This is a genomic window from Burkholderia sp. SRS-25, from assembly GCF_004343765.1.
Taxonomy (GTDB): Bacteria; Pseudomonadota; Gammaproteobacteria; order Burkholderiales; family Burkholderiaceae; genus Burkholderia; species Burkholderia contaminans.
The window spans coordinates 21,148-40,555 of sequence record NZ_PTXM01000010.1; the positions used below are offsets into that span (position 1 = coordinate 21,148).

17 protein-coding genes and 1 pseudogene are annotated in these 19,408 nt (G+C 65.9%); 8 read left to right on the top strand and 10 right to left on the bottom strand.

All coding sequences use genetic code 11. The features are described from left to right. Positions 1-14: 14 nt before the first annotated feature. Positions 15-173: pseudogene (locus tag C5O79_RS15125) on the bottom strand (integrase core domain-containing protein); the annotation flags it as partial. 628 nt (positions 174-801) lie between these two features. Between C5O79_RS15125 and C5O79_RS15130 the strand changes: the two are divergent. Continuing rightward, positions 802-1,734, top strand: coding sequence for a hypothetical protein (locus C5O79_RS15130; RefSeq protein ID WP_240687912.1), 933 nt, complete (start codon positions 802-804; stop codon positions 1,732-1,734). A gap of 94 nt (positions 1,735-1,828) precedes the next feature. Continuing rightward, on the top strand, positions 1,829-2,635 hold the full coding sequence (locus C5O79_RS15135; RefSeq protein ID WP_131931435.1) for a hypothetical protein: 807 nt from the start codon (positions 1,829-1,831) through the stop codon (positions 2,633-2,635). A gap of 134 nt (positions 2,636-2,769) precedes the next feature. Here C5O79_RS15135 and argG read toward each other — a convergent pair whose 3' ends face one another. The 3 genes from argG to C5O79_RS15150 all read right to left on the bottom strand — a co-directional run bounded on the left by argG (position 2,770) and on the right by C5O79_RS15150 (position 7,205). After that, positions 2,770-4,107, bottom strand: coding sequence for an argininosuccinate synthase (gene argG, locus C5O79_RS15140; RefSeq protein ID WP_050018060.1), 1,338 nt, complete (start codon positions 4,105-4,107; stop codon positions 2,770-2,772). A 330-nt stretch (positions 4,108-4,437) separates the two neighbouring features. After that, positions 4,438-5,508, bottom strand: a complete 1,071-nt coding sequence (locus C5O79_RS15145) for an FUSC family protein (protein ID WP_131931437.1) — start codon at positions 5,506-5,508, stop codon at positions 4,438-4,440. A 164-nt stretch (positions 5,509-5,672) separates the two neighbouring features. Further along, positions 5,673-7,205 (bottom strand): sensor domain-containing diguanylate cyclase, encoded by a 1,533-nt coding sequence (locus C5O79_RS15150; RefSeq protein WP_131931439.1) that lies wholly within the window; start codon positions 7,203-7,205, stop codon positions 5,673-5,675. A gap of 591 nt (positions 7,206-7,796) precedes the next feature. Between C5O79_RS15150 and C5O79_RS15155 the strand changes: the two genes are divergently transcribed. The 4 genes from C5O79_RS15155 (at position 7,797) to C5O79_RS15170 (ending at position 11,972) form a co-directional block, all read left to right on the top strand. Next, positions 7,797-9,332: an amino acid permease gene (locus C5O79_RS15155; protein WP_131931441.1), complete on the top strand. Its 1,536-nt coding sequence runs from the start codon at positions 7,797-7,799 to the stop codon at positions 9,330-9,332. A gap of 264 nt (positions 9,333-9,596) precedes the next feature. Next, complete coding sequence (locus tag C5O79_RS15160) at positions 9,597-9,842, top strand: DUF3717 domain-containing protein (RefSeq protein WP_131931443.1); 246 nt, start codon at positions 9,597-9,599, stop codon at positions 9,840-9,842. Positions 9,843-10,099: 257 nt separating this feature from the next. After that, complete coding sequence (locus C5O79_RS15165; protein ID WP_011355987.1) at positions 10,100-11,017, top strand: LysR family transcriptional regulator; 918 nt, start codon at positions 10,100-10,102, stop codon at positions 11,015-11,017. A 109-nt stretch (positions 11,018-11,126) separates the two neighbouring features. Beyond that, entirely contained in the window at positions 11,127-11,972 is an 846-nt protein-coding gene (locus C5O79_RS15170) for an alpha/beta hydrolase (protein WP_131931445.1), read from the top strand. Positions 11,973-12,012: 40 nt separating this feature from the next. On the opposite strand, the gene C5O79_RS15175 is transcribed toward C5O79_RS15170, so the two are convergent. Together C5O79_RS15175 and C5O79_RS15180 are read right to left on the bottom strand one after the other, a co-directional pair. Next, entirely contained in the window at positions 12,013-12,366 is a 354-nt protein-coding gene (locus tag C5O79_RS15175; RefSeq protein ID WP_039349247.1) for a hypothetical protein, read from the bottom strand. Between the two features lie 308 nt (positions 12,367-12,674). Further along, positions 12,675-13,295: a TetR/AcrR family transcriptional regulator gene (locus C5O79_RS15180; RefSeq protein WP_122475101.1), complete on the bottom strand. Its 621-nt coding sequence runs from the start codon at positions 13,293-13,295 to the stop codon at positions 12,675-12,677. 94 nt (positions 13,296-13,389) lie between these two features. Between C5O79_RS15180 and C5O79_RS15185 the strand changes: the two genes are divergently transcribed. Next, a complete protein-coding gene (locus C5O79_RS15185; protein ID WP_122475103.1) occupies positions 13,390-14,631 on the top strand; it encodes a glycosyltransferase in 1,242 nt (413 codons plus the stop codon). A 15-nt stretch (positions 14,632-14,646) separates the two neighbouring features. Here C5O79_RS15185 and hutC read toward each other — a convergent pair whose 3' ends face one another. The 4 genes from hutC to C5O79_RS38560 all read right to left on the bottom strand — a co-directional run bounded on the left by hutC (position 14,647) and on the right by C5O79_RS38560 (position 17,723). Further along, complete coding sequence (gene hutC / locus C5O79_RS15190; RefSeq protein ID WP_047851697.1) at positions 14,647-15,342, bottom strand: histidine utilization repressor; 696 nt, start codon at positions 15,340-15,342, stop codon at positions 14,647-14,649. Positions 15,343-15,524: 182 nt separating this feature from the next. Continuing rightward, complete coding sequence (locus C5O79_RS15195; protein WP_122475106.1) at positions 15,525-16,652, bottom strand: porin; 1,128 nt, start codon at positions 16,650-16,652, stop codon at positions 15,525-15,527. A 179-nt stretch (positions 16,653-16,831) separates the two neighbouring features. Then, the gene (locus tag C5O79_RS15200; RefSeq protein ID WP_081421184.1) at positions 16,832-17,146 is read right to left on the bottom strand and encodes a hypothetical protein; all 315 of its coding nucleotides are present in this window, start codon (positions 17,144-17,146) and stop codon (positions 16,832-16,834) included. A gap of 154 nt (positions 17,147-17,300) precedes the next feature. Further along, on the bottom strand, positions 17,301-17,723 hold the full coding sequence (locus C5O79_RS38560; protein WP_236862374.1) for a hypothetical protein: 423 nt from the start codon (positions 17,721-17,723) through the stop codon (positions 17,301-17,303). Between C5O79_RS38560 and kdpA the strand changes: the two genes are divergently transcribed. Then, positions 17,703-19,406 carry a potassium-transporting ATPase subunit KdpA gene (kdpA, locus tag C5O79_RS15210; RefSeq protein ID WP_122475108.1) on the top strand — a complete coding sequence of 568 codons (1,704 nt, stop codon included), beginning with the start codon at positions 17,703-17,705 and terminating at the stop codon, positions 19,404-19,406. The genes C5O79_RS38560 and kdpA overlap by 21 nt on opposite strands. Positions 19,407-19,408 lie beyond the last annotated feature (2 nt).

Genomic DNA, 19,408 nt, shown 5'->3' on the forward strand with positions numbered 1-19,408 from the left:
ACGCGATGTCACGCTTAGGTTGGAGAATTTGAACCGCTTGGATTTCTTGGGCAGCGCCGGGCGAATTTACCAGGCGTTAACTCCTTGAGCGCCATGTGAGGTCGCATATCACTATAGTCGCGGCGCCAAGCCTCGATCTCACGCTTGGCTTCCGCCAACGATTCGAACCAGTGCTTCGCGCGCTTCAATATCAGCGGGGCCGAGCCGACTTTGAGGGGCCCTTCACGATGCATTCGTGAGAGTGCTCGGTTCGTGCGGGTTCACGCGGATTAACCACATCGCTTGGCCCTGCGTCCGGGCGGGAAGGGGGCTCCCCGAACAAAGCCCCTGGAAAATTCCCTCGACAAAACTCCCTAAAGAAATCCCCACCGCCGCCGTTACCCTTCCTCGGTAGCTCAAAAAAGTATTACCAGAGCCGTAGAACCAAACCACACGACCAGATAACCGAGGGGGCGCCCGGCCGGCGAAGCCGTGCGCAGTATCAGAAGATGGGATGCACCGATTCGATTGGGCGCGCAGGCACCGGGGGCTGGCGCGCGCTGCGCTTTTTGCCTTGCCGCGGCATGCCTGCTGCTGCATGCGGTTTTCACCGCTGCGTGCGCGTCCCCGCACGACCCCACCTCTACGCTCGTACCCGCCGCGCCGAATAACCGGCAACCGGCGGCACCTACATCGCTCGTCCCCGACACATCACACCACGCATCCAACATCGCTCGAGGAGGCCCCCGCAACACACCGGAAAAGTAACGCGATTCGAATCTGGACCACTAAAAAAACGCACCAAAAAAATCGAGGATTGAATTGAACAAGCATTCCCTTTATCTGCTCGCGGCAGCCGCGATCTCGGTATTCGTCGTCGCGGGTTGCGGCGGCGGCGACGGCTCGTCGAACGCAAGCAGCGGCACGCCCGCCAACACCGGCGGCGCCAATAACGCAGCCAGCGCACCGACCGTCGCGTCCACGCCGCTCGCGGCTGCCCCCGCAAGCGCACCCGTCGCATCGTCGCAGCCGGTGACGGTCGGCGAGGCACTGCCCAGCCTGACGACCCCGCAACCCGGTTCGACGGCCGCAACGGCAACCGGCCCGGTCGGGATCTGGTCGGCATCCGGCAGCCTCGGCTACTCGACGATCGCCTTGGTCGACCCGCGCAACAACCTGAGCACGCTCAATCTGCTCGGATCATTCGTGATGTCCGACGATTTCACGACCCTGACCGTCAACGGTTCGACGTGGTCGCTCGCGCCGGGTATCAACTTCGCAGGAACGAGCGGCATCGTTACGAAGATCGATTCGGGTTCGGGCGCATACAGCCCGCAGCAGACGTTGTCCGGCACGATCAGCCGCAACGGTACGGCGTCGAATTTCACGTGGACCTACAACGCCGCGAACGCACTTGCCGTCACGCAGGACAGCGTGGTGGGCACCTGGGCGACGACCAACGCATCGTTCGCGATTGCATCGGGCGGTACGCTGACCGGCACGCTGAGCGGTTGCAACCTGAGCGGCTCGCTGCTGCTTTCCACGCCCGGCTCGAACCAGAACATGTACGACATGACGGTGACGGCCTCCGCATCGACGGGCTGCAAGCTGCCGGCCGGCGTTCCGCTGTCGGGCAGCGCCGCGATCATGTTCGTGCCGATCACGGGAACCAACGGCTTCAAGCGCTCGATCCTCTACGTGCTGCGCGCGGCTGATTACAGCTTCATCGCGTACGGTCAGGTGATCAAACAATAAACGCACGGCCGCACTGCCCGCGGCGCGGCGACGCGCCGCGCCGCGGGCGGCGGCCCGATGAACACGTTCCGTCAACAACGAAAGCCCTGATCCAATGAAGAACTCCTCCAAAGCCATCCTGGTCGGTTGCGGCCTGCTCGTGACGCTGCTGTCCGGCTGCACCACGTTGCCGAATACCGACATGAAACCCGAGGCGCGTCAGAAGCTGCATTCGATCGCGATGCTCGACGTCACCGAGCCGAAGCGTGTCGCGGTCCTCAATCTCGGCGGCGCGGCGGGCGGGTTCGGCCTGATCGGCGCGCTCGCGCAAGCGGCCGTCAACGCGAGCCATACGAGCACGTACACGGATCACGTGGCGGCCAGCAAGATCGTGTTCGCACCGGACATCGCGGACGGCGTCACGGGCCGCCTCACCGGCAACGGCTATCAGGTCGTGAAGCTGGACGGCCAGAAGGTGAAGCTTGCCGATGACGGCAAGTCGGACGACTACTCCGCGATCCAGACCGACGCGGATGCGATCATGAACGTGTGGTTCACGTCGTTCGGCTATATCTCGCCGCCCAACCAGCCCGACTACATCCCGTGGGTCGTCATCCGCGCGCGCATTGTCGACGCGAAGACGAAGCAGGACATCTATTACAAGACGTTCGCGTGCGGCTACGACATCAAGGCGAACAGCGTGCACATCGACAGCGATTTCGCTTACACGTACGGCAGCTTCAGCAATCTCGAGAAGAATTTCGACAAGTCGGTGGAGGGGATCAAGTCGTGCGAGAAGTCGGTCGCGGACATGATCGGTCAGGATCTGGCACGTACGCCGGCGCCGACCAATGCTGCTGCTTCGACGGCATTGACGACGACTGCGGCCACCGCGACCGCGACGGCCACGGCATCGAAATAACCTTGACGCGCCTGCAGGATCGTCGCGATACGCGTTCCGAATCCGGCAGTGCTTGAGAGAAAAAGCGGGAAGGGAAGTACTGCATGCGGCCGGGCGGTTGTCACGCCGCCCGGCCGCTCGCGAAAGCGACTGACTTACTTGTCGCTATCGCCCTTGATTTGCGGCAGCGCCGACGCTTCACCCGGCGTCAGCAGCCCGACTTGCGAATACACGCGCAGCTTGTCGCGCGTATCGGTGATGTCGAGGTTGCGCATCGTCAGCTGGCCGATCCGGTCGCGCGGCGAGAACGTCGATGCCACCTTCTCCATCGACAGGCGTTCCGGCTGGTACGTGAGGTTCGGCGACTTCGTGCTCAGGATCGAGTAGTCGTTGCCGCGGCGCAGTTCGATCTTCACTTCGCCGGTGATCGCGCGTGCGACCCAGCGTTGCGCGGTTTCGCGCAGCATGATCGCCTGCGGGTCGAACCAGCGGCCCTGGTACAGCAGGCGGCCGAGGCGGCGGCCGTTCTCGCGGTACTGCTCGATCGTGTCTTCGTTGTGGATGCCGGTGACGAGACGCTCGTACGCGATGTACAGCAGCGCGAGGCCCGGGGCTTCGTAGATGCCGCGGCTCTTCGCTTCGATGATGCGGTTTTCGATCTGGTCGCTCATGCCGAGGCCGTGACGGCCGCCGATGCGGTTCGCTTCCAGCAGCAGCTCGACCTGATCCTTGAACTCGACGCCGTTCAGCGCGACCGGCTGGCCGGCTTCGAAGCGCACCGTCACTTCTTCGGCGGCGATCTTCACGTCGTCGCGCCAGAACGCGACGCCCATGATCGGGTTCACGATCTTGATGCCGCTTTCGAGGCTTTCCAGATCCTTCGCTTCGTGCGTCGCGCCGAGCAGGTTCGAATCGGTCGAATAGGCCTTCTCGGCCGACATCTTGTACGCGAAACCGGCCTGGTTCATGAATTCGGACATTTCGGCACGGCCGCCGAGCTCGTCGATGAACGTCTGGTCGAGCCACGGCTTGTAGATCTTCAGATCCGGGTTCACGAGCAGGCCGTAGCGGTAGAAGCGCTCGATGTCGTTGCCCTTGTACGTGCTGCCGTCGCCCCAGATGTTGACGCCGTCTTCCTTCATCGCGGCGACGAGCATCGTGCCCGTCACGGCACGGCCGATCGGCGTGGTGTTGAAGTACGTGACGCCGGCCGTCGTGATGTGGAACGCGCCGCTTTGCAGCGCAGCGATGCCTTCGGCGACGAGCTGCGCGCGGCAGTCGATCAGGCGGGCGCCGGCTGCGCCGTATTCGATCGCGCGTTTCGGGATCGCGTCGTAATCGTCTTCGTCGGGCTGGCCGAGGTTCGCCGTATATGCGTACGGGACGGCGCCCTTGAGTTTCATCCAGTGCAGTGCAGCGCTGGTGTCCAGGCCGCCGGAGAAGGCGATACCGACCTTCTGGCCGGTCGGGAGGCTTTCGAGAATCGTGCTCATAGGAATTACCGTGGATTGAAGCCGGTGGGATCGTATTTCGCGGAATATGCGAGTATCGGCTGTCCGGGAGGTTGGGGCAAGGGGTGAATTTTGCGCGGAACCGTCGTCGGGCCTGTTGCGGCGGGCCTGGCGGGCGGTTAACCGGGTGGAGAACACCCCGCCGGCCGGCGCGAAATCGCAGTAAAAGAGGGCGCCGACGTGCGCGGCCGCGAGCCATGTTTCCGGGGCCGGATCGACTGAGGGGCGGGGCGGCCCGCCGTCAGAATGTCGATGTGCTGCGATGAAAGCTATATGAAAGTTTTGTGCGCGAAACCCGGATTCCCGCGACCGTCAGATGTTCCACGACTGCGCGGTGTCGAGCAGTTTCTCGCGCAACTGATCCACTTCCCCGGCCAGCTTGGCCGTGATCGACACGTAGCCAGACAACTGCGGCGGCGGCGCGTCATGTGGCGGGTCGACCGGCTGGCGGCGCGGCGAGAGCCGGCTCGGCGTGCCGAACTTGAGCGCGCGGCTCGCGCCGACCAGCGTGTCGCGGATGCGCCGGTTCACCGCCTTCATGTCGATCCGCATGTATTCGCGGGCGGCCAGGTCGTCGCGGGCCGGCACCGCGCTCGACAGGATCTCCAGATAACCGATGCACAGGCGCAGGCCGCGCTGGATCGCCTCGAGCTGCGTGACCGGGATATCGCATTCCTTCGACACCGACGGCATCAGCGAGCGCAGCTGCACGAGCAGCGCGCTCAGCGCGGCCATTTCCTTCAGGTGCGCGTCGTCACTGACCTGGCGATCGCCCGCGAGCCGGGCGTGCACGGCCGCGCACGCGCGCAGCGCGTCGGCGAGCTTGTAGCGCCACGAATAGGTCGCGTAGAGCGGCAACGCGAACGAGAACGCCAGCGCGATCGCGATGCCGACCAGCACGTTCACCGCGCGCCACAGGCCGTCGACGATCTCGTTGTCGCCGTGCCCGGCGACGATCACCATCGTGATCGCCGACAACAGCGCGATGTAGCCGGCCTTGCCGATCGCGTGATACGCGCAGATACCGCACCCAATGGCCATCAGCAGGTAGATCGCGAACGGCGCGTGCAGGAACGAGTAGAGGAGGATCAGCCCGAGCCCGGCGAGCGCGCCGATCGACGTGCCGAGCGCGCGCTCGGCCGCCTTCTTGCGGATGTTGCCGTGGTGCTGCAACCCGCCGACGACGATCAGCACGGTGATCGTCGACCACTCGCCGTGCGGCACGTTCAGGCCGGTGGACAGCGCGATCGACACGAGAATCGCGAGCGAGACGCGCGCCGCATGGATCAGCTTCGCGTGCCGGTAGCGACGATACGGGTCGAGTAGCGGGCGGAGCGCGTTGCGCAGGAGTGGCGGAAGCCGGGTAGGGAGTGGGGTGGTCATGGTGGAGCTGGAGTGGCCGGAACGCGCACGGCGGCCTGCGCGGGCCGGCGCCGCGCCGCGTGCGCAGCAGGTGTAACGCTAGCCGAACACGGGAGGGCTGTCCACGGCGCGGTCATCCGGCCCGGCCGGCCGCCACGCAGCTGCACGTCACGTCAACGGCGATGTCATGCGCCGGCGGCGCTCGGGTGCGCTTCCAGCACGCGGTTGCGGCCGCCGGACTTCGCGCGGTACAGCGCCTCGTCGGCCCGCCGCAGCAGTGTCGCGGCGTTCACGCGGCCGTCGGTGGCGGTCGCCGCGCCGATGCTCGCCGTGACACGCCCGTACGGGCTTTGCACGTGCTCGATGTCGAGCGCCGCGATCGCGCGCCGGATGCTCTCGGCGACGGTCAACGCGCCTTGCGCATCGGTGTCGGGCAGCGTGACGACGAATTCCTCGCCGCCGTAGCGCGCGACGTGATCGCTGTCGCGCCGCAGGCATTGCGATGCGGTTTGCGCGACGCGCCGGAGCACGTCGTCGCCGGCCGGGTGGCCGTAGTAATCGTTGAACGCCTTGAAGTGATCCACGTCGACGAACAGCACCGACAGCGGGCGGCCGCTGCGCGACGCACGCTGCGTCTCCTTCGCGAGCACCGTGTCGAACGTGCCGCGGTTGTCGAGGCCCGTCAGCGCATCGGTGTGCGCGAGCCGGTACAGCTTCGATTCGGCGACCTGCCGGCGCTTCAGCTCGCGCGACAGCGCCAGCGACCCCCACGCGATGAACCCGGTGAACAGGCACATCAGCACGACGGTCCAGATCGCGCGGTGGTGCCACGACGCGTAGATGTCGATCTCGGCGGGCGCGACGTCGACGACCAGCGGCAGGCCGGCGAGATGCTTGTAAACATAGATGCGCCGGACACCGTCGATCGCGCCGGCGCCGGTCAGCGCGCCGTCGAGGGCGCGCTGCGATTCGATGAACAGCGGCGAGTTGTGCAGGTCGAGGCCGACCACGCGCGCATCGTACGGCAGGCGCGACACGAGTGTGCCATTGTCCTCGACGATCGCCGCGCTGCCGTGCTTGCCGACCGCGAGGCCGTCGAGCAGCGCGCGGAAGTAGTCGATGCTGAGCGTGCCGACGACGATGCCGGCGAACGTGCCGTCGGGCCGGTTGATCCGGCGGCTGAGCGCGATCGTCAGGGCGCCGCCCCGCAGCCGGGACGCATACGGCCGGCTAATGTAGAGGCCCTGCGCGAGCCCGTCGCGATGCACGGCGAAGTAGTCGCGGTCGGCGAAGTTGCCCTCCCGGGCGGGCGACGCGCTCGAATCGATCACGATATTGCCGTGCGCATCCATCACGAAGATCGAACCGAGATACTCGCCGGTTGCCGCGCGGTCGAACAGCAGCCGATGGCGCTGGCGCGGTGGCAAGGTCGTCAGTTCCGGGTCGGCCATGCCGTCGACGACGTTTTGCAGCGACAAATCGTAGAGTTCGATATTGCGCGCGATGTCGCGTTCGATCAGCAGCATCAGGTTGCGTGCATTTTCTACCGCATGGTCATATCCATCGCGCCGCGCCTCGATCAAAAGCGACGTGGAAAGCCCCCAGCTGAACATCAACAGCACGATCCCCGCCACGAGTACGCCGCGGGGCGACAGAATGCGTGCCACGATCGACGCGGTATGGCGGCGAAGCGCGGCGGGCAGCGTGAATGACTTCATCCTCGATAGGTGGCGGGCGGCGAATTTTCGCGTCGTCGGCGATTCCTTCCGCTGTTTATTCTGAATCGGGCCGCATTATCTCGCGAATTCCGGACATTCGCGTGTGCATGCAAAACATGCATGCGGATACCGAGATTCTAAATTATTACGCATCGTTACCGCTTTACGTGCGGATGATTTGATTTGAATCAATCCGCGATATCGATTGTATTGTCTGAATAATCCGGTGATTACCCGGCGATTATGAATGCCGGCGCGGTGCCGGGTGGATCGCGGCGGGGCAGGCGCGAAATAGCGGGCGGATCAGAGAACCGGATAACCATTCGTGTTGCGGGGTTTTTAAGTCGGCCTGTGACGACGGTCCGGTTCGACGCGGCCAACCCCTTGATTCTGCGAAATCTCCGCGGCGGCGGCGGGCCGTGCCACCTGAGCGGCCCCCGTGACGAATCAGGTAGAATCCGCGCTTCGCCGCAGGCGCCCACCGCGCAACGCGTATCGGGGCCGCATCGAATGCATCGCAGGACGCGCACCGCGCTCCGATTCCGCATGCGCCGGCTACGGATGCCGGCCCGCTCAACGTTTGTCTCGTTTATGTCCGCACTTCCGAAATCCGACCCATCCGGTTCGCCAGCGAACCCACCCAAGCTTCATCGCGCGCTGAAGGCGCGCCACCTGACGATGATCGCCATCGGCGGCTCGATCGGCACGGGCCTGTTCGTCGCGTCCGGCGCGTCGATCTCGCAGGCCGGCCCCGGCGGCGCGATGGTCGCATACATGGCGATCGGCCTGATGGTCTACTTCCTGATGACGAGCCTCGGCGAAATGGCCGCGTTCATGCCGGTGTCCGGCTCGTTCGCGACCTATGGCGCGAAATACGTGGACGAAGGCTTCGGCTTCGCGCTCGGCTGGAACTACTGGTACAACTGGGCCGTGACGATCGCGGTGGAGCTGGTCGCCGCGCAACTCGTGATGCATTACTGGTTCCCGAACGTGCCGGGCGTGTGGTGGAGCGCGGCGTTCCTCGGCGTGATGTTCCTGCTCAACGCGCTGACCGTGCGCGGCTTCGGTGAAGCCGAATACTGGTTCGCGCTGATCAAGGTCGTCACCGTGGTTGCATTCATCGGCGTGGGCCTGCTGATGATCTTCGGCATTCTGAAGGGCGCGCCGAGCAACGGCTGGGGCAACCTGACGATCGGCGACGCGCCGTTCGCGGGCGGCGTGCCGGCGTTGATGGGCGTCGCGATGATCGCCGGCTTCTCGTTCCAGGGCACCGAGTTGATCGGCGTCGCGGCCGGCGAATCGGAAAACCCGCGCACGACGATCCCGCGCGCGGTGCGCCAGGTGTTCTGGCGGATCCTGCTGTTCTACGTGTTCGCGATCTTCGTGATCGGCGTGCTGATTCCCTATACCGACCCGAACCTGCTGAAAACGGACGTGACCGACATCGGCGTGAGCCCGTTCACGCTCGTGTTCCGCCACGCGGGCCTCGCGTTCGCGGCCGGCGTGATGAACGCGGTGATCCTGACGGCCGTGCTGTCGGCCGGCAACTCGGGCATGTACGCGTCCACGCGGATGCTCTACAACCTCGCGACCGAAGGCCGTGCGCCGAAGATCTTCGCGAAGCTGTCGCGCGGCGGCGTGCCGCGCAACGCGCTGTACGCGACGACGGCCGTCGGCGCCTTGTGCTTCTTCACGTCGCTGTACGGCGACAAGACCGTGTATCTGTGGCTGCTGAACACGTCCGGGATGACGGGCTTCATCGCGTGGCTCGGCATCGCGGTCAGCCACTACCGGTTCCGCAAGGGCTACGTGAAGCAGGGCTACGCGCTCGACCAGTTGCCGTACCAGTCGAAGTGGTTCCCGTTCGGCCCGCTGTTCGCGTTCGTGCTGTGCCTCGTGATCGCGCTCGGCCAGGACTATCAGGCATTCCTCGCGAACCGGATCGACTGGGCGGGCGTGGCCGCGACCTATGTCGGCATTCCGCTGTTCCTCGTCGTGTGGCTCGGCTTCCGGTTCCTGAAGAAGAGCCGCTTCGTGCGCTACGAAGACATGGAGATCGCGCCGTGGATCGCCGCGAGCCGCGGCGCGCAGCGCCAGCCGGTGTCGAACCGAGAAACCGCGGGCTGACGCGGGCGCGGCGCGTGGCCGCGTGACGTACGACGCAACGGGAAGCCTCGCGCTTCCCGTTTTTTTTGCCCGGCTTTCGCCTGCACGGGGTCAAAGCCGGTTATATTGCCCGACCCTACCGGGCCATGGCCCGGCCGGCGCGAGGCGCGCAGCGCGGATCGGCATCCGGCGCGCGCGACATGCGGCGGCCGGCGCGATGCCCGACGTTTTCATCGTTCCATCCGGGCCGACACGGCCCGCGGAGCGCGCAACCGAGAGGAATCCATGAGCGCATCACCCGCCGAGCGGAAGGCCGGACCCGTTTCCATCGTGCGACTCGAAGCCGCGATCAACGCGTGGCGCGAAGTGTACCCGCCGGCGCCGGACGGCGAGGACGGCTACGTGCTCGACGCCGGCAGCAATTGCCTCGCCGAGCTGTACGGCACGATGATCTGCTACCAATTGCCGGACGTGCCGCTCGACTCGCTGAGCGACGCGCAGCGCGACGCGCTCTACGCGACCGAGGGGTGATGCTCGGCCCACACGGTGCCGCGGCGCGGTATCGGTGAACGAACGGGAAGCGTTGCCGCTTCCCGTTTTGCTTTGCGCGGCGCCGGCCGCCGCTGCGAGCGCAATGCGGTTCGCGCCGGGATCGATGCCGGCTGAGGTATCGTGACGGGATCGGGAAGCAGGTGGCCGACAGGGCCGGTGTGGACGACCGGCGCCCGCGCGGTGCGCGGTGCGCGGTGCCGAATGAACATCCGTCGCCTGCCCGGGAGGATTCGAACATGGAGTTGAGACACCTCCGCTACTTCGTCGCGGTTGCCGAGGAGCGGAATTTCACGCGGGCGGCCGAGCGGCTGCATATCGCGCAGCCGCCGCTGAGCCGGCAGATCCAGCAGCTCGAGGAAGCGCTCGGCGTGCCGCTGTTCGAGCGCAATGCCCGGCCATTGAAGCTGACCGATGCCGGCCGCTTCTTCTATTCGCACGCGGTGCAGCTGCTCGCGCAGACGACCGAGCTCGAATCGATGACGAAGCGGGTCGGCAAGATCGAGCGCAGCATGTCGGTCGGCTTCGTCGGCTCGACGCTGTACGGGATGCTGCCGAAGATCATCCGGCGCTTTCGCAGCGAGTATCCGGCGGTCGAACTGAGCCTGCACGAGATGTCGACGATGGACCAGATCAAGGCGCTGAAGGAAGGGCGCATCGACGTCGGGTTCGGGCGCATCCGCCACGAGGATCCGAGCGTGCGGCGCGTCGTGCTGCGCGAGGAGCGGATGATCGTCGCGCTGCCGGTCGGCCATCCGCTCGACAGCGCGAAGCCCGTGCTGTCGCTGCACGATCTCGTGAACGACACGCTGATCATCTTTCCGAAGGCGCCGCGCCCGAGCTATGCGGACCAGGTGCTCGCGGCCTTTCACGATCGCGCGTTGCAGCCGCGCAAGATCTACGAGACGCGCGAACTGCAGATCGCGCTCGGCCTCGTCGCGATGGGCGAGGGCGTGTCGGTCGTGCCGCACAGCGTGTACGGGCTGAAGCGCGACGACATCAGCTACAAGCCGCTCGACGATCCGAACCTCGTGTCGCCGATCATCATGAGCATGCGGATGCTCGACGAATCGGAGGATCTTCGCGCGATGCAGGCGCTGATCTACCGGCTGTACGACGAGGCGCAGATGGAGTATCTGCCGCCGCAGCCCGAATGAACGCGCGGGCGGTGGGGGCTTGCTTGACGCTGTGTGCGGGCGCGGGCCACCATCGCAGGATCCGGTACGGCCGCCGAGGGGCGGCCGCTTTCATGCAGACGACACACACATGACCGATATCCCGATCGAGGAGACCACCGTCGAGACGCCGCAAGGGCGCCTCTTCGCGAAACGCTGGCGTGGCGGCTCGGCGCAACACGCGGCGGGGGCGTCGAAGGCGAATGCACCTGAGCCGGCCGCACCTGAGCCGGTCGCACCGATCGTGCTGCTGCACGATTCGCTCGGCTGCGTCGATCTGTGGCGCGACTTCCCCGCGCAACTCGCGCGCGCCACGCAGCGCGACGTGATCGCCTACGATCGCCTCGGCTTCGGCCGTTCCGATCGCCATCCGGGGGCACTCGGCACGACGTTCGTGCGCGACGAGGCCGATCATGCGTTCGCGGCACTGCTCGAACAACTCGATGTCGACGCGTTCGTCGCGCTCGGGCACAGCGTCGGCGGCGGGATGGCGGTCGGGTGTGCAGCCGCGCATCCGGCGCGTTGCCGCGCGCTCGTGACGATCGCCGCGCAGGCGTTCGTCGAGGATCGCACGCTGGCCGGCATCCGCGACGCGGGGCAGCAGTTCGACGAACCGGGCCAGCTCGACCGGCTCGCGCGCTATCACGGCGACAAGGCCGAATGGGTGCTGCGCGCGTGGGTCGACACGTGGCTGTCGCCGGCCTTTCGCGACTGGAATCTCGACGACGACTTGCCGCGCGTGCAATGCGCGACGCTCGCGATTCACGGCGAAGACGACGAATATGGGTCCGACGTGCATCCGAAACGGATCGCCGCGCGCGTCGCGGGGCCGTCGTCGTATCTGTTGCTCGGCCAGTGCGGGCACATGCCGCACCGCGAGCGAACCGGCGACGTGCTGGCCGCCGTCGCGACGTTGCTGCGCGACGCGCGCGCCTGAGCGCGCTCGCCATCGCCAGCGGGCGGACGCCCGCCGGCCGTCAGAACGAAAGCTGGATCGCGAGATCGATCGCCAGCAGCGCGATCGAGAGACCGATGCCGAGAATCACGTTCGGCAGCCGGTGCTCGAAGTCGCGATTGTCGCGACGCATCGCGGCGCCGAGCAGGAAGATCGCCTCGACGACGATCTGCAGTCCGACGAACAGCAGCATCAGCAAATACTCGTAACCCATCTGCTTGAACGCGGCGAATTGCATCCCGTGATCGCGGATCCATTGGCCGACGCGCAGCAGTTCGTATACGAACAGCAACGCGGGAAACAGATAGCTGATGAAATAGGTCGGCGCGGTGGCGTGCCGTAGTTCGAGGTGGAAATGCTGATGCGTGGTGGCCATCACGAATCCCTCCTTGCAACGCATGATTGCGGTCGCGACGGCGGCGCGACAACGTGCAAACGAAGGGATAACCCGAAGCGTCGTGCGCAGCCGTACGACATCAGCATACTGCTGCGCGGGAAATTTGGCATGCGGTGCGTGCGTTCGTCGTAAAAATGCATCTGCGCCGCGCGATGCCTCTATCGCACCGTATTCGCCGGATGCGCGGCGCCGGCCGCCTCAGTGGCGCTCGCTCCTTGCGGTCGCGCCCGGGCGCTTGTACCCGGCGAGCGCCCGGCCGGCCACCGGCCATCGCTTGCCGGCGCCGCTCAGCTTCTCGCTTGAGCGCCTTCTACGAACAGCTTCGCCACCGCCTGGAACTCCCGTTTCAGCGATAACCCCGGCACGGTCAGCCAGCGCAGCATCGCCGCGAGATACAGGTGATGGAACCACGTGGCGAGCTGGTCGGCCCGCAGCGTGCCGTTCAGTTCGCCGGATTGCTGCCCGGCCGCGATCAGTTGCTGCCACACGAGCGCGATATCGCTGCCGTTCTCTCCACCGCTAGTCGGTTCGACCGCGCCGATGCTCAGGAAGCGATGGCGCAAATACGCGAGCAGGTAAGCGGGATGTTGCTCGCACCACGCAGCCGACGCATCGAGCACGCAACCGATGCGTGATGCGAAGGTCTTGCGCCGCGCGACGTCATGCTGCAGATGCGCGAGATCGCGTGCGAGTTCACCCTCCAGCCAGTGCGCGAGCACAGCTTCCTTCGTTGCAAAGTGGTTGTACAGCGTGCGTTTCGCGACATCGGCCTGCGCGGCGATCTGTTCCATCGTGACGGCTTCATAGCCGTGCGCGTCGAACAGGCGTGCACCGGTGGCGGCGAGATGCGAGAGCATCTGGATACGTTTGCGTGCGCGGCGGCCCGGATCGTCGGTCGGCGTCGTCATGGCGGGGGATTGACTGAAAGTGTACGAGTTACATTAGTATACGACGTGCATTTTTTTGAATCCACCCATTGCCGTCGGGCACGAGGAGTCACGCATGAAACTCGTCATTGCCACCTACGGCACCGAAGGCGACACGCGCCCGCTCGCTGCGCTTGGCCGTGCGCTGATCGATGCCGGCCACGATGTCCGGCTGCTGGCCGATGCGGCGACGCTCGGGTCGGCCGCGATGCTTGGCGTACCGTCGGCGTCGTTGTCCGGCGATATCCGCCGGGCAATTGCGCCGGATGGCGCATTGGCCGATGCGGTGCGCGGGCGCGGCGGCTTCAACGACACGTCGAAGGCGCTCGCGGCGATTGCCAATGCGAACACGGCAGCATGGATGCGCGAAATCGCGGATGCGTCGGAAGGCAGCGACGCGATCCTCGTGTCGGGGCTCGCGTCGTTCGTCGGCTTGTCGGCCGCCGAGTATCGCGGCGTGCCGGCGATCGGCGCCGGCATGATCCCGATCACGCCCACTGCGGCATTCGCGTCGCCGTTCCTGCCGCCGGGGAAGGTGCCGCGCTGGCTGAACCGTACGAGCCACCGGTTCGTGAACGCGCTGTTGTGGCAGGCGTTCAAGAAAGCGACGAATGCGGCGCGCTCGAGCGTGTGCGGGTTGCCGCCGCGCAAGCATGTGTGGACCGATCATCCGATGCTGTACGGCGTGTCGCCGGCGCTGCTGTCCGACCCGGGCGACTGGCCGTCGAATGTCCAGGCATGCGGCCAGTGGCGGATCGATGCGAGCGCCTGGGCGCCACCGTCCGAACTCCAGGCGTTTCTCGAAGCGGGCGAGCGGCCCGTCTACATCGGCTTCGGCAGCATGGCCGGCTTCGACCGTGCCGCGATGGTCGCCGCGCTCACTCACGCGCTCGCCGGCCGGCGCGCGTTGTTCTATCCGGGCTGGAGCGGTATCGATGCGTCGATGTTGCCGAAGAACGTTCACGTGATCGGCGATACGCCGCATGACTGGCTGTTCCCGCGCGTATCGATGGCGATCCATCACGGCGGATCGGGCACCACGCATTCGGCTGCGCGGGCCGGCATTCCGTCGGTCGTCGTGCCGTTTGCGGGCGATCAGTTCTTCTGGGCGGACCGGCTGCAACGGCTTGGCGTCGCGGATGCGCCGGTGGCGGGGCGACGCGTGGCCGCCGCTGCACTTGCACGGGCCATCGCCTTTGCCGAACGGGGCGAAACGCAGGCGCGCGCGATCGAACTCGGTGCGCGTCTCGCACAAGAGGAAGGGTTGAAGCGGGCCATCAGCGCGATCGAGCGATGGGGGCGACGGGGCGCGCGGTAAGCCCGCGCATCCACGTCAGAAATGCCCGGTGAACCGGTAACGGCTGCCCGGGTGCCACAGATTGGCGACCGACGCGACCATCCCCTGCGACCACGTGCGCCGATGCAGCAACAGGCACGGCTCGCGGTCTTCCATCGTCAGATGGCGGCGCGTTTCGGTGTCGGGCATCGCGGCCTCGATCCGGTATTCGACGCGCTGCAGCGGCGCGACGCGCGTCAGGTACTGGTTCGGCGTCGTCGTCGTGAAGTCCTGCAACGCATACTCGGGCGCGCAGGCCGGATTGACCCAGCGTTCCTCGAGCTGCACGGGCGTGTCGTTCTCGAAGTGCAGCACGCGTGAATGGAAGATCGGGCTGCCCGTGTCGATCTGCAACTCGTCGGCGAGTTTCGCATCGGCGACGGCCGCGCCCACCTGCAGCACCTGCGCACGATAGTCGTGGCCGCGCGCGGCGACTTCGTCCGAGATGCTGCGGATCGCGACGAGCGTCGATTCGTACTTCGGCGATGCGACGTACGTGCCGGAGCCGCGCGTGCGCGTGAGCACCTGCTCGGCGGTCAGCTCGCGCAGCGCGCGGTTGACGGTCATCCGCGCGACGTTGAATTCGCGCGCGAGCTCGTTCTCCGACGGCACCTGGTCGCCTTCCGCCCATTCGCCGGCATGAATGCGCGCGAGGATGAAGTCCTTGATTTCCTGATAGATCGGTGTGGTCATGGGATCACGATTCCAGAGTCGGCAGCGGCCCGCCGCCGAATGCCGATCCGGCGCGCGCCCGGCGCCGAGTGTACCGGTTTCGCAGGCGCGCGGGCCCGGATTCCCCGAATGATCCCTGTTCGGCCGGCGCGCGTCCATGCGGGATTGCACAGAGCGGCCGGCCTTTTGCGGCTGGCGCGCGGTCAGAACCGATGCCGGATGCCGACCGTTGCGACCACCTGCGTGTTGGTCGACGAGGCCGCGAGCCCCGTGACGTTCGCAAAGCCGAGCGTCGCACCCGCCGGCACGCCGAACTGGTGCTGGTAGACGGTTTCCGCGTACACGTCGGTGCGCTTGCTCAGCGCGTAGTCGGCCATCAGCGTCACCTGATGCCATTTTGGCCGCTGGCTGCCGGTTGCGTCGTCGTAGCGGCCGTTGGTGAACGTATAGGCGCCCGCGAACGAGACGGCAGGCGTCAGCGCATAGCGCGCATTGAGCTCGAAGTTGTCGAAGCGCAGCGCATTCAGCGCGCCGGGCAGCGACGACGCGGCCGTTTCGTCGAACATCGAATGCGTCCACAGCGCGCCGACCGTCAGCCGGTCGAACGCGTAGCTGCCGCCCGCGCCCATCACCCGCTGGCGCACGGCCGGGAAGTTCGGGCCGTCGTTGGTCGACAGCGCACCGCCGGCCGTCAGCCCGCCGCGGTTGAGCTGCAGGTACGCGGCGCCGAGGCTGACCGGCCCGTTCGCATACGACACGCCCGCGCTGTACGCGCGGTTGTTCGCGAAGCCGCCGGCCGCGTTGCTGAACCCGTACAGGCCGCCGAACTGCCAGCCGGCAAGCGTCGGGCTCGTGTATTTCACCGCGTTGTCGATGTAGAACGAATCGTCGATGTTGTCGTTGTCGAACGGATGCGACGCGAGGTTGTTGCCGTCGCCGTTGTTCGCCATCGCGAGCGGGCCGAGATAATCGACCACGGCATCGTACTGGCGGCCGAGCGTCAGCGCGCCGTACGCGTCGCTCTGCAGGCCGACGTACGCACGGCGGCCGAACATCGTGTTCTTGTAGGACTGCGTGCCGTTGTTCAGGTTGAAGCCGTTCTCGAGACGGAACAGCGCATGCAGGCCGCCGCCGAGATCCTCGTTGCCGCTCAGGCCGAAGACCGTATTCGACAGCAGGCCGCTGCCTTGCTGCCATGCGCTTTTACCCGACTGGTTGTTCGTATAGGCGATACCCGCATCGAGCATCCCGTAGAGCGTGACGCTGCTTTGCGCATGCGCGGCGGCGCTGAGGAATGCGAGGGAGAGGGTACCGGCGACTGCTTTTTTCATCGTGAGTGCTTCCTGGAAAGGCCCGTGGCGACGGGAACGACGATCCGACGCGCGCACCGGTGGCGAACGGGCGCGGCTCATGACGAACCGCACGCGTTCGCACCGGAGACGCGCGTTCGAATCGATGAAAGGGGAGCGGGCGCGTGACACGTGTCACGCGCGGCCGCATCGGATGCCGGCTAGTGCTGCAGCAGGCGGATCGTGCCGAATTCGGCGGCCGGCAGCAGGCGGAGGATCGACAGGATCGCCGGCGATGCCTGTGACCGTGCGACTTCGAGCTCGATACATGCGCGCCCGGTGCGGTTGTCGATCGCGGCCGTGTAGAAATTGAGCGCGGCGCCGACCGCCTGGTGCAGCAGGCGCCGCACGACGGCGAGGTTGTCCGATTCGACGCGGATCGACAGCAGCACGAGCTCGTCGGCAGGGTGCCGGCGCCGTGCACGAACGGGCGGGAGATCGCGTGAAGCGGCGGATTCGGTTCTGGTCGGTTTCATGCTGGCATCCCCGGGTCGCATCGTGCTCCGCACCGCGGAGATCTCGTCTTGGACATGTCGCCCATTCTAGGAATGGCGGTGAAGATACGGTGTATAGACTCGTATTGGCCCTGAAAAGAACGCATAAAAACGCCATCGCCGCCGGCTTTCGTCTTTACAGATTTTTTACTCCGCGTAGAGAAATTGAACACCGCTTTGATACGCGGATTTCTACACTGTCGCATCCCATTCGCCAATTGAGCATGGGGGCGTCACACGGGCCCGCGCCGACACGGCAAGGCCCGATGCGCCGACGATCGCGCGGCGTTGCCGCGCATACAGAGAAAAGGGGAAAGCCATGTTGTGGATCACCGGCGCGTTGTCGCTCGCGCTCTTTATCTATCTGTTTCATGCGTTGATCAAACCCGAGCGGTATTGATCGGCGCGATTCAACAGGAATTCGAAAATATCGGTGGATGTCATGAGCGATCTGCTTTTCATTCTGTTCACGCTCGCGTTCTTTGCCTTGACGGCGGGTTTCATCACCGGCCTTGACCGGATCTGAGCGAGCGTCGACATGTTCAACAATCTCATTCAATTCGCGATCGTTCTCGCGATCATGCTGGCGCTGGTGCCCGTCGTCGGGAAATGGCTCGCGCACGCCTTTACGAGCCCGCGCCACGCGTGGGTCGAACGCCGTACCTATGCACTGCTCGGCGTGAACCCCGACGAAGCGATGTCGTGGCAGCGCTACGGAATGGTGCTGCTGCTCAGCAATGCCGGGATGATGCTGCTCGGCTACCTGCTGCTGCGCATCCAGGACACGCTGCCGTTCGATGCGCTGCAGCGCGCGTCGCAAAGCCCCGACCTCGCGTTCAACACCGCTGCGTCGTTCGTCACGAACACGAACTGGCAGGCGTATGCGGGCGAGAGCAGCCTGTCGAACTTCTCGCAGATGGCCGTCATCACGTTCCTGATGGTGGCCAGCGCGGCGACCGGCGTCGCGGCTGCGGGCGGCTTCATCCGCGGGCTGAGCCGCAAGAGCGCGGCGGACATCGGCAACTACTGGGTCGACTTCACGCGCGTGACCTATCGCGTGCTGCTGCCGCTCAGCTTCGCGATGGCGCTCGTGTACGTGTGGCAGGGCATGCCGCAGACGCTCGCGTCCGACGCATGGGCGACCACGCTCGAAGGCGCGCGCCAGCAGATCGTGATGGGGCCCGTGGCCAGCCTCGAATCGATCAAGCACATCGGCACGAACGGTGGCGGCTTCTTCAGCATGAACGCCGCGCATCCGTTCGAGAACCCGACGCCGCTCACCAACACGCTGCACATGCTGTCGATGCTGCTGATTCCGTCCGCGCTGACCTATGCGCTCGGCACGATGATCGGCCGGCGCCGCCAGGGCTGGGTGATCCTCGGTGCGTTCGTCGTGATGTTCGTCGGCTTCCTGGCCGTGATCTATTCGGCCGAGCAGCACGGCAATCCGCTCGTGACCGGGCTCGGCGTCGACCAGCAACCGAGCGCCACGCAGCCGGGCGGCAACATGGAAGGCAAGGAGATGCGCTTCGGCATCGCGCAGACGAGCCTGTTCGCCACCGTCACGACGGCCGCGACCACCGGGTCGGTCGATGCGATGCATGACTCGCTGACGCCGCTCGGCGGGCTCGTGCCGATCGCGCAGATGATGCTGAACAACGTGTTCGGCGGCGACGGCGTCGGGCTGATCAACCTGTTCACGTTCGCGATCCTCACGGTGTTCCTGGTCGGGATGATGATCGGGCGCACGCCGGAATTCCTCGGCAAGAAGATCGAGGCGCGCGAGATGAAGCTCGTGATGCTTGCGGTGCTCGCGCATCCGTTCAGCATCCTCGGCTTCACCGCGGTGGCGGCGATGCTGCATTCGACGATGGACAGCCTCGCGAACCTCGGCCCGCACGGCTTCAGCGAAGTGCTGTACGCATATACGTCGGGCACGGCCAACAACGGCTCCGCGTTCGCGGGCCTGAACGCGAACACGCCGTTCTTCAACACGACGATCGGCTTCGCGATGCTGATCGGCCGTTACCTGACGCTGCTGCCGATGCTCGCGGTCGCGGGCAGCCTCGCCGCGAAGAAGCGCGTGCCGGAAAGCGCGGGCACGCTGTCGACGTCGACGGGCCTGTTCGCCGGCCTGCTGGTCTTCGTGATCCTGGTCGTCGGTGGCCTCACGTTCCTGCCGGCGCTCGCGCTCGGCCCGGTCGTCGAGCACCTGATGATGTCGGGCGACCAACTGTTCTGAGG